Consider the following 14219-nt stretch of genomic DNA (forward strand, 5'->3'; position numbering starts at 1 on the left):
AATGAAAAATTAATTGGGAACGTCCAAATAGGACATTCCTACGGTTAAAATGAACTTTTAATAAATCTATTTTTTAACCCAAATTGATTTCAATGGATGTATTGTTCCAGAAACCAATTCGGTGTTTCCGCCTTTGCTGTAAAGTTCGATTTTTGTATAATCTTCGGTCGGAAAAAATAAATCTGTCATGGCAATTTTTCCGCCATTTACGAAAACTTCGATTGAAGCATTATCAACTAAAGCTTTGATTGTCAACTCTTTGACATCATTAAACGGGGCTTTATGTTTCTTGGCAAATTTTGAGGAAAAATCAGACTTTCCAGCATTTGTCCGGTCAATAAAAATTTGTTTTGAAGTTTTATCATATCCAACAATCAATTTTTCGTTCTTTGAGTTTGATAAAACAAAGCCCAACTCTGTTGCGGTTGATGCAGATAAATCAAATGACAAATCTAATTCATTTAAAACCGATTTATTATCAATTGAGAGAGTATTAGTAATTGTCTGTTTTGGAATATTTGTACTCGAAATTCTTAAAGTTTCAAGTTGTTTGACTGGCATTTGAGCTAAACGGTAGCCATCAGGAGTATTAATTAATGTTAATTTTCGGGGAACTGTCATTCCACTACGCCAAGTCGAAGTAGGCACTAAATTGGCGTAATCGTCCCAGTTCGACATCCAACCAATATAAATTCTTTCGTTATTGGGTGCATTAAACCACGTTACACCCGCATAATTATCGGCACCATAATCTAACCAAAGTTTAGTTTCGGGCGAATTATCGTTAGTGAAAGTCTTTCCATCAAAATTACCAACAAAATATTGCGTACCAGAGCCACCATTGATAGCACCACGACCAATATTTTGTATCAAAACCCATTTTTCTACTCCTGCTTCGGTTTTGAAAGAAATCAAATCTGGACATTCCCAAACACCGTCATTCACACTTTCTTTTAAACCAAATTCACTGGCTTTTTCCCATTCTTTAAGGTTGGGAGAAGTAAAAATCTCTAATTTCTTTCCTACTGCCAAAGGCATAATCCAGTGCTTGCTCGCTTCGTGCCAAAAAACTTTTGGGTCACGAAAATCAGTATCTCCTTTATTCGGTATTACTGGATTTTTCTCATATTTCGTCCAAGTTCGGCCTTTATCCAAGCTGTACGCAATTCCTTGAGATTCACGGTCGTTTCGTCCTAATTTTTCTTTCACCATATCGTGATAAGTAAATATCGCAACCAATGGTTTTTCTTTTCCAGTCTGAAAACCCGTAGTATTATTTTCATCAACAACGATACTTCCCGAAAAAATATAACCTAATGAATCGGGGTAAAGAGCAATCGGGAGATGCTCCCAGCCAACTAAATCTTTACTGATGGCGTGTCCCCAATGCATTGGCCCCCAAACGGTGCTATCTGGGTAATGTTGATAAAACATGTGATATTCTCCATCGTAGTAAACAAGTCCGTTAGGGTCATTCATCCAACCTTTTTCGGGTGTGAAATGGAATTGAGGGCGGTGTTGTTCTTGATAATAGGTATTTGTAGAGTCTTTCTTTTGTTGGCAAGCGAAACAAAAAAGCATAACGACAGCCAAAATGAGATTTTTCATAGGTTTTGAGTCAAGTATTAAAATTGTCTGCAATTAACAAAAATTTATTAGAAAAATTCTAAGTACAATACAATCAAAATTCACTCATAAACTATTTCTTATGATTTTAAAACATTAGAAAAAGCAAACGGTCGCCAAATTTGACGACCGTTTATGTTTTGTGGCTTTAAAGAAGAGTCAAAATTTTTATTATAATGGTGCATCAGGCGTATCCTTATTAACAATCGGCCAAACGCCTGGTCGTGGTACACTGACACCTTTATTTACACCACGTACTTTATTATCCGAACCAAAATAGTACAACGGCCAACCTTTGTAAGTCAACTGATTTTTTCCAAACACAGTAATTGTACCAAATAAGCTTTTGTCAATTGCAGATGGAACATCTTTTAGATCTAGTCCAAAAATTGGCCATGTTCCATCGTTGCTGAAATCTGACTTAGTATAATTATTTTTATTCTTTTTATCATTGGCAAAACCATACAAAGTACGACCTGTTTCATCAACAAAATACTGAGTATCGCCAGCACCTTCAGTGTATTTTGAAGTATATTGTTTTCCATCTTGACCAACTAATTGAGCATTTGCCAACATAATAGTATAAGTTGTTTTGGCAACATACCATTTACTACCTACATTTTCGCCTTTTACATCGCCAGCAGCGGCATCGCCACTGTATGTATAAAGCGGCCACCCTTTGAAAGTTGTTTGTTTTGTTCCATCTGCTCGAGTGATAGTACCAAAATCGGTTGCTATCAAGGTTGGGTCAACACTTGTCAAATCTACATAAAAAACTGGCCAGTTAGTCAAGCAGTTTCCTGAACACGCCGAAGTTCCGCTAACATCTGATGAGAAAAAATAGAGTGTTTTTCCTTGCTGATTAGTCAAAACAGTACCAAGAGTTGTGGTCTTTGCCATAATACCATAAGTTGGTTCGGATGCTTGTTTTTCGCAACCTACTACAATAAAGAATAAAAAACTTACGACAATGAGCAGATTAGAAATTTGTTTCATGAGAATGAAGAATAAAGGTTCGTACTTAGTTTAACATAGGCTATACGTAAGAAAAAAAACTTAGGTTGCGTAGAAATGAAAAAGAGTTGCAAAAAAATTGCAACTCTTTTAGAAATTTGATGTAATACATTTTACTTCATTGCAGATTCAAATTTTGCCAATAATTCTTTAGCACTTATAACCGCCTGCGTAGTTGGCTTACTATCAGCATCTTGCAAAATATTATGAACCGATGCCAAGCCTGATTGAATCTTTTTTAAATTTGCTTCTTTTGCATCAAATTGCTTTAAGCCTTCTTCGGTCATTCTGATTCTTTGACGTAAATCTTTCATTTTTGCCAATTCATCTTGTATTTTCATACGTCCTTCGTAGCAAGCCAATGATAAATCATGCTGAAGTTTCAAATCTATTGCCGAAGTTTTTACACGTGGGTCCATTTTTACTAAAAAAGTTTGTTCGTAAGATTTCCCATTTACTGTCAATTTAGCTATATAATAACCTGGCATCACCCACGGAGAAGTAGCATCGGGAGCTGTATTTTGATAAACTGCCGAAATCGGATAAGATGGAGGCAAATTTAATGGAGGATAATGTAAATCCCACATAAAACGATGAGAACCAGCCTCTGCCGAAAGTATTTGCTGCGGGCGAATCCAATAATGAGGAATATTCAAATCGGGTAATTCGTAAGGTTTGTCATCGCTTGAAAACTTACGAATTAACTTTTTTGATGAGTCGAAAATTTCAAGAACTACGGGATTATTAATTTTATCTTTCAAATAATAATTGATAATTGCCCCATCAGGTGGATTTTGCCCTTGAGGTTCTTCCTGTGTTATTGGTGTATCGGTATAAGTACTCCAACGCACTCTATAAGTATTCTGTGGTTTGTATAAAAACGCCTCGTTTTTTGTAATTTCCTCAGAAACTTGACGTAATGGCGTAATATCATCTAAAATCCAGAAGCTACGTCCGTGAGTACCAACTACAATATCATCATCTTTGATTACCAAATCTCTGATACTGGTTGCGGGCATATTGAGTCTGAGAGACTGCCAATTTTCGCCATCATCAAACGATACATAAACCGCATTTTCAGAACCTGCCAATAACAAGCCTTTGCGAGATGGGTCTTCACGAACGGTATTTATTGGCTCATTTGGTAATCCTTTTACGATTTCTTGCCAAGTTTTACCGCCATCTTTTGTACGGAAAATATGCGGACGTTGGTCATCAAGTCTAATTCTATTCACGGCCACATAAGCCACATTTTTATCAAATTGCCCAGCATCAATTTGTGAAATTTTTGACCAAATCCAAAATTCATCTTTTTCACCTTGTGGTGTGGGTGGAGTTACATTTTGCCAAGTTTTTCCACCATCTTTTGTTACATGAATTAAACCATCGTCAGTACCTGCCCAAATGACATTAATATCTTTTGGTGATGGTGCAACAGCATAAATCACTCCACGGCGAGGCATTTTTTTCATTGCGTCGGTAGTAAAAACATTGAAACTTGCTGGAAGTTTATCATAGCTTTCACGAGTCAAATCTGGACTAATTACTTCCCACGAATCACCGCCAGTTTTTGTTTTAAACAATACATTTCCTGCAAAAAACAAAGATTTTTTATCGACTGGTGAAAACATTACAGGGGCCGTACGAATAAAGCGATACTTTCCAGAACGAACTGCTTCGGGGGCAATATTTTGTGTTTGACCTGTTCTTTTGTCATATTTGGTAATTTTTCCCCCATAAATAATGTTTGGGTCGAGTGGGTCGGCGGCTACATAACCGTATTCCTCCACTCCTACTGGATGCCAATCTCTGAATGTGATGATACCGTCATTTCCACGAGAGGCTATACCAACCGAACCACTTTCTTGCTGGCCACCGTAAACATTATATGGAAATGCGTTGTCGGTGCTAACATGGTAAAACTGTGCGGTTGGTTGATTATACCAAGATGAAAAAGTTTGCCCTCCATTGACTGTTATAATGGCTCCTTGGTCGGCTGCCAAAAGCATAATGTCGGGGTTATTTGGATTTATCCAAAGTCGGTGATAATCATCACCTCCTGGAGCTCCACGGAAGGCTGTCCAAGTTTTTCCAGCATCTTCTGATTTCCAAGTATCAACATCAGCACTAAATACGATGTCTGGGTTTGTTGGATGCACTTTTACTTCCGCAAAATCACTTCCACGCCCCCAAATTCTTGGGTCTTGGCTCACAAGCGTCCAAGATTCTCCCGCATCGATTGATTTGAAAACGCCACCGCCTTCGGGAGAGTCAACAGTTGCGTACATTCGTTTTGGGTCGCTTGGAGCAATGCAAAACCCTATTCGGCCTAAACCCTGCTCATAAGTTGGAAGTCCTTTTGTAAGTTTTTTCCAAGTTGTGCCACCATCAGTCGATTTATACAAGCCACTTTCGGGGCCTTGCCAAGCACCATTTTCCCAAGGCCCTTGACGAGCCGCCCAAAGGTCAGCGTAAACAATATTTGGATTTTTAGGGTCAATTGTTACTTGAATCGCACCTGTGTTTTCATCTTTATATAATACTCTTTCCCATGTTTTACCGCCATTGGTTGTTCGATAAACACCTCTTTCGGTATTTGGCCCATACGGATGCCCCAAAACTGCGGCAAAAACTCGGTTTTCGTTGGTTGGGTCAATCGCTAAACCTCCAATTTGTTGACCATCTTTCAGGCCAGTATTTACCCAAGTTTTACCCTCATCAGTTGATTTATAAACGCCGTTTCCTACTGATAAATCGGGGCGTTGAATTCCTTCACCCGATGCTACATAAATGACATTGGGGTTTGATGGGGCAACGGCAACATCACCAACCGAACCAGTTGGTTGGTCATCAAAAATAGGAAACCATGTGCGGCCATAGTCGGTAGTTTTCCACACACCGCCATTGTTCACGCCTATGTAAAAGGCGTTAGGCTTTTGAGGAACTCCAACCGCTCCAACCGTTCGACCGCCACGATGTGGGCCAATCATTCGCCATTTCATGCTATCGAAAAGCGATGGACTATAACTTTGGGCAAAACTGCTGATACTTAGTAAGGAGAAGATTATACTAAAAACTTTAATTTTCATGTGTTTTTGAGGGTTTGGTGAAGGTAATTTATTTGGAGTTTAATTTATGAAAAAACTTTTTACTTTGACTACTTTTTCACAATGAACAATTTAGAAATCGGAACACTGAATTGATAGTTCTACAAAAAAAGCCAAACTTTCGCTTGGCTTTCCTCATATTTACTTCAAATTCTTCAAATATTCAATACTCAAAGGTACGTTTTCGAGTTCGTGTTCGCTTTCATCTTCAATGAAATAATGTTTGATTCCGATTTTTTTAGAAAGCTTAAAAATATTTTTCCAATCTGCTTGACCAGTTCCTAAAACTACATCATTTTCGGCTGGTGTGTGGCCAGAGAAATCTCCTACAACACCTTTTTTCAAGTCTTTTACGTGCATCAATTTCCATCGATTACCGTATTTTTTTAGTAATCCTACTGGGTCTCCGCCTCCGTGAAGCACCCATAAAACATCCATTTCAAAAGATACATATTCTGGATTGGTATTTTTGAACATATAATCAAGCAAAGTGCTTTTTTCGTAAGGGCGGAACTCATATCCGTGTGGATGATAACAAAAAGTTAGGCCATTTTCTTTTAAAAATTTACCCGCTTTGTTGAATACTTCAACTGCTTTTTGGGCATCTTCGAGCGTAAAATTATCGCCTTTGTGAGGAATCCAAGCACACATCACGTATTTTGCTCCAAAAGTCTTGGCTTTTGTAACAATATCCATCGAAAGTTTTTCTAATTGCTCGTAACCCGCACCTGTCGAAGGAATGGCAATGCTTCTTGCATCACACATTTTTTTATATTCCTCGTCAGTTACACCCTTTGCACCGCTTGTTTCGATTTCGGTGATACCCATTTTCTGAATTTTATCCAAAGTTCCAGCTACATCTTTCGGAAAATGATTTCTGAATGTATATGCTTGCACTCCAAATGGATAGGTATATAGATTTTTGCTGCTTGGTTGAGCAAAAATATCTTGGTTGAAAGCGAGCATAATTAGCAGTGTAAAAAATGTTAGTTTTTTCATTATTGATTATTTAGAGATTGAAAATTAAAGCACAATTTAGAAATCGGGTCGACGAAGCGATTGTGCTACTATAAATTACTTTTTTTTAATTCTTTCACGGCATAATCAACTGCCCGAGCCGCAAATGCCATATAGGTCAGCGATGGATTTTGTGTACTTGTAGAAGTCATACAAGCTCCATCAGTAACAAATACATTTTTACAGGAGTGCAATTGATTCCATTTATTTAGCATCGAAGTTTTAGGGTCATTTCCCATTCTTACGCCTCCCATTTCATGAATATCGGCCCCAGGATTAGAATGAGAGTCCCCGCCCCTTACATTCTTAAACCCTGCTAAGGTAAACATTTCTGTCATTTCTTTGATATAATCATTCACCATTTTATCATCATTTTCAGTCCATGAAACCGAAGTAACCAACTGAGGTATGCCATACTGGTCTTTTAGAGTTTCGTGAAGCCTTACATGATTGCTTTCGATTGGCACAGTTTCGCCTTGCATCCAACTACTTATGCTCCAATTTCCAAGTTTAGGGTTTAGTAAATTTTGTTTTAATTCTTCGCCAACGCCGCCGCTATTTTGAACTAAACCTCTTCCACTGCCTATACCTACCGAGTATCCTCTAAGAAAATCGGTCTCTTGTTTGTATAGGTTTCGGAATCTCGGTAAATAAGCATTACTTGGATTTTTTCCATCGGTTCGTTTATCCAAAAAGCCTTCTACATCGGCACTTAGTTTTCCTCTGTAATTATGACAAGCCACATATTTTCCGAGAGTGCCGCTATCATTACCAATGCCATTGGGAAAACGATTGGAGATTGAATTTAACAAAATAAGGTTAGAATTAAGTGCTGAAGCATTTACAAAAATGATTTTTGCGTAAAACTCAATCACTTCTTTCGTATTGGCATCTACAACCCTAACGCCCGTTGCTTTTTGTTTTTTTTCATCATAAATAATAGAATGGACAACCGAATGTGGCCGAAGCGTCATCTTTCCTGTTTTCATTGCCCAAGGTAAAGTCGAAGAATTACTACTAAAATACCCTCCATACGGGCAGCCACGATTACACAGATTTCGGTTTTGGCAAGAAGCACGCCCTTGGTCGAGATGAATTTGTTTTGGCTCAGTTACATGAGCACAACGGCCATGAATGATTGGTCGGTCTTTATAGTTTTTACCAACTACGTCTCTAAAATGTTGTTCAACACAACTCATCTCAAACGCTGGTAAGAATTCACCATCGGGTAATTGTGGTAAATTATCTTTGTTGCCCGAAATCCCTGCAAATTTTTCTACATGACTGTACCACGGGGCTAAATCTGCATATCTGATTGGCCAATCAATGGCAAATCCATCTCGTTTCGGGCCTTCAAAATCTAAATCCGACCAACGTTGGGTTTGTCTTGCCCACAGCAATGATTTTCCGCCAACATGATAGCCACGAGTCCATTGGAAAGGTTGTTCTTCAATATAAGGTTGTTCGTTTGGTTTAATGGCCCAGTGCATGGTTTCTTCTCGCATAAAACTCATTCGTCCACCTGGGTACTGATTGCGTATTTCGAGCGGAACTTGGCCACGATGCTCAAACTCCCATGGATTTTTCATCGTTGTAGGATAATCAATCACGTGCTTTACATCACGTCCACGCTCTAAAACCAAAGTTTTTAGCCCTTTTTCACACAATTCTTTGGCAGACCACCCTCCGCTTATGCCTGAACCAATCACGATTGCATCGAAAGTATGTGCTTTTACCGAATCTATGTTTAGAAAACTCATTTGATTTATTTAGTAAGTTGATTATCAAACATTTACGCAACCAAAATAATGACCAGGGGCCATTACATAATTATAATGTTTCGTGAGAACATACTCCGATGTGGTGTAACCCAGAACGGTTAGCTGTTTTAGAAGCGAAAAGAAATCTTTTTGCTGGGCATTATTAGTACTTGAGAGTTTGATTAGCAGCTCTTTACGTTGAATTTTATCGCAATCAGCTAATGGTTTTGAGAAAGATTCTTTTGCCAAATTATTAGCAGTTTCTAAGCCGATTTTGAAATTTTCTTGGACTTCGGTTTCATAACAATCAGCCAACATGCGATTGATAAATGCAGAAGTGCCTAAATCTTTGGCCCCAATGATTTCTGAACTCGGAATTAAGGCATCGACCAAAATATCAAGTATTTCTGCTTGACTTTTAGTAAAAATTGAAGAAATTTGAGTGAAGGTACTGGAATTCCAAGCATTTCCCCACGCAGGGAGTGTAAGCATACCTGCGGCAGAAAACAGCACATTTTTGAGTGCGGTTCTTCGTTTCATTTTATTAAATTAGGTTGAATAGTAATGTTATGAATAAATCTATTTAAAGATTTGATTATGAATGAGTTCTGTTAGACGAATTATTACTTTTATGCGACGTATCGTCCCAAATTCTAATGTCAAATCTTCAGGTAAGAAAAACTTACTCAAACTGAAAAGCAAAGTAGGTACAAGTACCTTTTCCTACATTTTTTATTCCGTGCCAATCGTTTGATTGTAGAAATATTATATCTCCTACTTTTGAATCATGCCAAACACCATTGATGGTTTCTTGGGCTTTACTATCCTTTTCGTTGGCTTGGCTATTAATTAAAAAGATAATTTCGGCAGGCTTATGTTGATGAGCTTCATGGCTCATTAATCCTTCGTTTAGCGTAGTTACGTGCATTTCAAAACGTTTGCACATACTTGTCGGGCGATTGAAAAAATCCCTTCTTCCTCCTTTGTCGTGAGGTTTGAAAGCTATTTCGTCCCAATTTAGTAGTAAAGAACCACCTGCTTTTTTGCCTCTTTCAATATCAACAGGCTCAATAGAATTTAATTGAAAGACGTAATAAGTCGTCATTTTATCGCTCATATTAACGTTTTCACGTAAATCACCTGACATGATTAGTGCAATGCCACCTGGTTTCAACACTTTTGTTTTTCCTTCAATGGTTACAGTCAATTCACCTTCTTTAACAATGATTAATTCTTCGTTTTCTTGTCTGTAAGCTTCTGGTCGCATTCGACCTTTCGGTAAAAGTGTGGAGGCGTGAACCTTACAAAGTTTAAAATGAGGCGTTGTTCCTTCTAAAATTTGCCGAGCCTCCCCTTGAGGTCTTTTTGCAACCACCAAATCGTCCCACTTATAAACCTTCGATTCTACGAGTTTACCTTGTGAATACACAACACTTTGAACCAAAAACATTAGAATCATGAATACTTCAAAATTTTTCATAGGAATTAGGTTGAATAGAGTAAAAATTAAAACTTCTTCTGTAAAGCCTCGATAGCAGCCGCCAAATATACCATAGGTGCATTCCAATTAATGGCAATTTCGTTGGTTGAATATGAGCAAGTTACATCTAAAAATGATTCATCAGCGATTTTAGTTGGATACCCTTCGCATTTATCTTGTTGGCCAGGGTTTGGTCCACCCGAAAGTAAACCAGGAATAGGCTCTTTAATGCCATCAGCTTCCGACGGACGATGATGAGGGAACATCACTTGTTTACTTCCAAAACCCGTTAGGAAAGAATAGCCAGTTGCATTTCTGCCCAATAAATAATCTAAGTTACCTAATGCAGCAGTGAGGTACTTTTTATTAGTATTAATCTTATAAACCTGCAAAAGTGCAATTCCTTGATTGGCACCGTGCGAGCTGCTTCCCCACATATAATCTTTAGCCGTTTTACCCATAACAGTATTAAACGCCTGATTTTCAACACCTAATAATAATTCATCGCCAAAATCTGTAAGTTTTTTCTTTAAATTTGGTATATCTTTTCTCGCTAACTCAGTAAGATTTTTTTCATTTCGGAGAAGTGAATAATAAGCCAATAATTGAACCTGATTCCAAGTTGGAATGGAGAACGGTTTATCGGGGTAAAGTTCAACAGCTTTATAATAATTATCATCTTTTGTGGTAATATACAATTCGGTTGCTGCCCAAATCCATTCATCTGCATCGTTTCTGTCTTCGTACCCACCTGTAACAATGTCAGGGTCAAAAGATTTATTCATTTCATTCTGCCGATACACAACTTTTGGATTTTCTTTTGCCCAATTCCAAGCTTTAATCGAAGCATTCAAACAAGAATCAGCTAAACCTGGGAGTTCTTTTTTGTATCCTTGCAAAATTCGACTTGCTTGTGCCATCACAGCAGCAAAATCTAAGGTAGCAATGGTATTTTTTTGAATCACATAGCGTGGTTTTGTGGCAGCATCTGGCATTACCATACCATCAAATGAAGGGTTGGTAAGTTTATGATAAACCCCTCCATCATTTGGGTCTTGCATAGTGAGCATCCATCTTAAATTCCATAAAGATTCATCTAATAAGTCTGGAATCTTATTGCTACTTTCTGGAATATGGGCTTCAAAATTCTTGAAAAAATCAGGAAAATCTTCATAAACTGACAGCAATGTGGCCATCGTGATTCCTGAATTTACGATGTATTTGTTATAATCTCCCGCATCGTACCAACCTCTTGGAGAAGAAATGATGGTTCCTTCTGGTCTTTGTTTAGTAGCTGCCGAAGGATGAATCAACACCTTATCGTCGGGATGTCCTGATGGACGATGCCACTTCCCTGCATATTTTTCGGGTAAAGCAGTAGATGCTCTTTGAAAATAAAATGCTTTCAGTGAAGCAATTGCGGCTTCACGATGCACATTAGGTTTGATTTCAAAAGTGTAGGAAACGCCAATATTTGGAATACCCAATTGATATTTACCAACTTTTTTTAGGTCAGAAAAATCAGCGATTTGTGTAGTTTTTTGAGAAATGGCATTTATTCTTTGCTGTGAAAGTTTTCCTTTGAAAACCGTATCTTTCTTTGTAACATTCAGAATGAAAAATGCTTCTTGTTTATCGCCAACCCAAACTGCCATTTTGGTTGCATTCGGGTAAAAACCAACTTGATTGAGGCGAATATTTGGGTTTTGAGCAAATGTCAAAGGAATACTTGTCACCAAAAAGGCGAAAGTTTTGATTATTGGGTTGAATATTTTCATTAGAGAAAATGCTTTTTCACTGTTTAGAACCAACATTATTGACCAAAAACAAAGCCTTCATCAATAAAATGAAGGCTTTGCTACAAGAAATTACCACAAATGATGTACTAATTTTTTGATGTGTTTCTCATAAATTGAATTCATTTGTGAAATTTGTTCTGCACTCAAGTCTGGAAAATCTAAAGCGGCTACATTGGCCGAAACTTGCTCAGGTCGAGATGCACCAGGAATAATTGTGCTTACCGCATCGAAACCTAAAATCCATTTCAAAGCCACAGGAGCTAAATTAGCTTGATTTGGAAATAATGCTTTCAATTCCTCAACCGCTGCAAGCCCAGTTTCGTAATCAATGCCCGAGAAAGTTTCGCCTTTATCAAATGCTTCACCATTACGGTTAAAATTTCGGTGGTCGCCCGCTGTAAAAGTTGATTGTTTAGAGAATTTACCAGTCAACAAACCACTTGCTAATGGTACACGTACGATTACTCCAATATCTTTCTTTTTTGCTTGTTCAAAGAATAATTCGGCAGGGCGTTGACGGAAAGTATTAAAAATTATCTGAACTGTCGTTACATTATCATATTCAATGCCTTTGAGAGCTTCTTCTACTTTTTCAACGCTAATTCCAAGGTTCAAAATTTTACCTTCATCTTTTAATCTATCAAAAAGTTCGAAAATTTCTGGTCGATAATATACTTCTGTTGGTGGACAATGAAGTTGAATCAAGTCGAGGGTTTCAAGACCCATATTTTTGAGACTATTTTCAACAAATTTGCGTAAAACGGCTGGCTGATAAGCCTCATTAACGTGTGGATTGAGCTGGCGACCGCACTTGGTTGCCACATAAATTCGCTCTGAGCGACTTTTCACGAAACGGCCAACGGCTTTTTCGCTTTCGCCATCGCCATATACATCGGCAGTATCAATAAAATTTATACCCGAATCAACGGCAGAATTTAAGATTTTTGCTGCATTTTCATGGCTAAATTCATCGCCCCAAACACCTCCTACTTGCCAAGTACCAAGACTAATTTCTGAGATTTCAAAGCCTGTTTTACCTAATTTCCTGTATTTCATAAAAGAGTTTAGAATATGTATTTGTCTTAATTTTTTAATTTATTAGATTTTATTCGATGACTGTCGAACAATTAATTCACCTTTAATAACCTTCGTAAATGGCACAAATATTTCTTTATTAATAATATTGTCAATCAAAATTGTGGCGGCTTCTTGTCCAACCGTAAACGGAAATTGGTTATAAACCGTCAATGATGGTTCAATCATTGATGCCAATAAATCATCTCCAAAGGCCGCCAAAGCAATTTCATCGGGTATTTTTATTCCTTTTTGCTTCAACGACATAATCATTTCTATGGCATTGGCGTAGTGAACCGTAAAAATACCATCGGGACGTTGGCTCAATTCTAACCAATTATTTAAAGCATTGAGAGAATCTTCTTTCTTAAAGCTACTATGAAATATCAAATCAGTTTCAATCGGCAAATCATACTTTTGTAAGGCAGCTTTATAACCATTCAATCTTTTCTGACTTATCAATAAATCTTCGGGGCCAGCACAAGCAGCAATTCGTCGGCAACCTTGCTTTATCAAATGCTCAACTAAGGCAAAACTTCCCTCAAAATCCTCTTGTATTACCTTGGCAGTTTCGAGTTCGTCGCATACTCTATCAAAATGCACAATCGGAATACCTTTTCTTAAATGCAATTTTATATGCTCAAACGAATTGGTTTCTTTGGTATGACTAATCAAAAGTCCATCAACTCGGCTGGCCATCAATGCTTGCACATTAAGGGTTTCGGTATTATGCGATTCATTCGATTGGCAAATCATTACTCTGTAACCTGCCTCCGACGCTACTTTCTGAATCCCAGCCACAACCCCTGCAAAAAAAGGTCGCTGAATATCAGGAATCACAACTCCAATCGTGTGGGTTTCACCTCGGTGCAAGCTTTGGGCGAGCAAATTGGGTCGATAATCGAGTTCGTTCGCCACTCTTATTACTTCATTTCGAGTATTTTCATTAATTTCTTGACTATTATTCAATGCCCTTGAAACTGTTGAAGGAGAAATACCTAAAGTCTTGGCAATATCTACAATAGTTGTTTGATGAGGCTTTTTATTGGTACTCGGATTTGGTGGATTTACAGAAAAATACAACTCACAGTCTTTGCAATAGAGCCTTTGTTTCCCTCTCACAAAACCCGACTTTACGATTGTTTCAACTTTACCACATTTCGTACAAGCTATCATGGCTATTTGTATTTTTCTAATAAACTCTTACTAATATTCTAAATTAAACTCAACACTTTTTAATTTTCCGAACACTTTAAGAATAAATAAAAAGCCTTTATTTTTCTAAAAAGTTAATGTCAATTCATCTATCGCAAACGTTTCCGAAAACGTATCCGATAGTTTT

10 protein-coding genes are annotated in these 14219 nt (G+C 37.7%); all 10 read right to left on the minus strand.

Going from position 1 to position 14219, the window contains the following annotated elements:
- Positions 1 to 66: 66 nt before the first annotated feature.
- Positions 67 to 1608, minus strand: coding sequence for a glycoside hydrolase family 32 protein (locus IEX65_RS06255; RefSeq protein ID WP_188765160.1), 1542 nt, complete (start codon positions 1606 to 1608; stop codon positions 67 to 69).
- 189 nt (positions 1609 to 1797) lie between these two features.
- The gene (locus IEX65_RS06260; protein WP_188765161.1) at positions 1798 to 2622 is read right to left on the minus strand and encodes a hypothetical protein; all 825 of its coding nucleotides are present in this window, start codon (positions 2620 to 2622) and stop codon (positions 1798 to 1800) included.
- Between the two features lie 131 nt (positions 2623 to 2753).
- Entirely contained in the window at positions 2754 to 5729 is a 2976-nt protein-coding gene (locus IEX65_RS06265; protein ID WP_188765162.1) for a VPS10 domain-containing protein, read from the minus strand.
- Between the two features lie 159 nt (positions 5730 to 5888).
- Complete coding sequence (locus IEX65_RS06270; RefSeq protein WP_188765163.1) at positions 5889 to 6746, minus strand: sugar phosphate isomerase/epimerase family protein; 858 nt, start codon at positions 6744 to 6746, stop codon at positions 5889 to 5891.
- Between the two features lie 68 nt (positions 6747 to 6814).
- Positions 6815 to 8524 carry a GMC oxidoreductase gene (locus tag IEX65_RS06275; RefSeq protein WP_188765164.1) on the minus strand — a complete coding sequence of 570 codons (1710 nt, stop codon included), beginning with the start codon at positions 8522 to 8524 and terminating at the stop codon, positions 6815 to 6817.
- A 24-nt stretch (positions 8525 to 8548) separates the two neighbouring features.
- Positions 8549 to 9064 carry a gluconate 2-dehydrogenase subunit 3 family protein gene (locus IEX65_RS06280; protein ID WP_188765165.1) on the minus strand — a complete coding sequence of 172 codons (516 nt, stop codon included), beginning with the start codon at positions 9062 to 9064 and terminating at the stop codon, positions 8549 to 8551.
- A gap of 142 nt (positions 9065 to 9206) precedes the next feature.
- Entirely contained in the window at positions 9207 to 10004 is a 798-nt protein-coding gene (locus IEX65_RS06285; protein ID WP_188765166.1) for a cupin domain-containing protein, read from the minus strand.
- Between the two features lie 26 nt (positions 10005 to 10030).
- A complete protein-coding gene (locus IEX65_RS06290) occupies positions 10031 to 11782 on the minus strand; it encodes a glycoside hydrolase family 9 protein (protein WP_188765167.1) in 1752 nt (583 codons plus the stop codon).
- 90 nt (positions 11783 to 11872) lie between these two features.
- Positions 11873 to 12859, minus strand: coding sequence for an aldo/keto reductase (locus IEX65_RS06295; RefSeq protein ID WP_188765168.1), 987 nt, complete (start codon positions 12857 to 12859; stop codon positions 11873 to 11875).
- A gap of 42 nt (positions 12860 to 12901) precedes the next feature.
- Positions 12902 to 14053, minus strand: a complete 1152-nt coding sequence (locus IEX65_RS06300; protein WP_188765169.1) for a LacI family DNA-binding transcriptional regulator — start codon at positions 14051 to 14053, stop codon at positions 12902 to 12904.
- Between the last annotated feature and the right edge of the window lie 166 nt (positions 14054 to 14219).

Origin of the sequence: Emticicia aquatilis, from assembly GCF_014644295.1 — a bacterium.
GTDB classification, from domain to species: domain Bacteria; phylum Bacteroidota; class Bacteroidia; order Cytophagales; family Spirosomataceae; genus Emticicia; species Emticicia aquatilis.

Bases quoted from the DNA above. Each gene is read 5' to 3' on its own strand.
- IEX65_RS06270 (WP_188765163.1), bottom strand. From the start codon at position 6,746: ATGAAAAAACTAACATTTTTTACACTGCTAATTATGCTCGCTTTCAAC.
- IEX65_RS06285 (WP_188765166.1), bottom strand. From the start codon at position 10,004: ATGAAAAATTTTGAAGTATTCATGATTCTAATGTTTTTGGTTCAAAGT.
- IEX65_RS06300 (WP_188765169.1), bottom strand. From the start codon at position 14,053: ATGATAGCTTGTACGAAATGTGGTAAAGTTGAAACAATCGTAAAGTCG.
- IEX65_RS06280 (WP_188765165.1), bottom strand. From the start codon at position 9,064: ATGAAACGAAGAACCGCACTCAAAAATGTGCTGTTTTCTGCCGCAGGT.
- IEX65_RS06260 (WP_188765161.1), bottom strand. From the start codon at position 2,622: ATGAAACAAATTTCTAATCTGCTCATTGTCGTAAGTTTTTTATTCTTT.
- IEX65_RS06290 (WP_188765167.1), bottom strand. From the start codon at position 11,782: ATGAAAATATTCAACCCAATAATCAAAACTTTCGCCTTTTTGGTGACA.
- IEX65_RS06265 (WP_188765162.1), bottom strand. From the start codon at position 5,729: ATGAAAATTAAAGTTTTTAGTATAATCTTCTCCTTACTAAGTATCAGC.
- IEX65_RS06275 (WP_188765164.1), bottom strand. From the start codon at position 8,524: ATGAGTTTTCTAAACATAGATTCGGTAAAAGCACATACTTTCGATGCA.
- IEX65_RS06295 (WP_188765168.1), bottom strand. From the start codon at position 12,859: ATGAAATACAGGAAATTAGGTAAAACAGGCTTTGAAATCTCAGAAATT.
- IEX65_RS06255 (WP_188765160.1), bottom strand. From the start codon at position 1,608: ATGAAAAATCTCATTTTGGCTGTCGTTATGCTTTTTTGTTTCGCTTGC.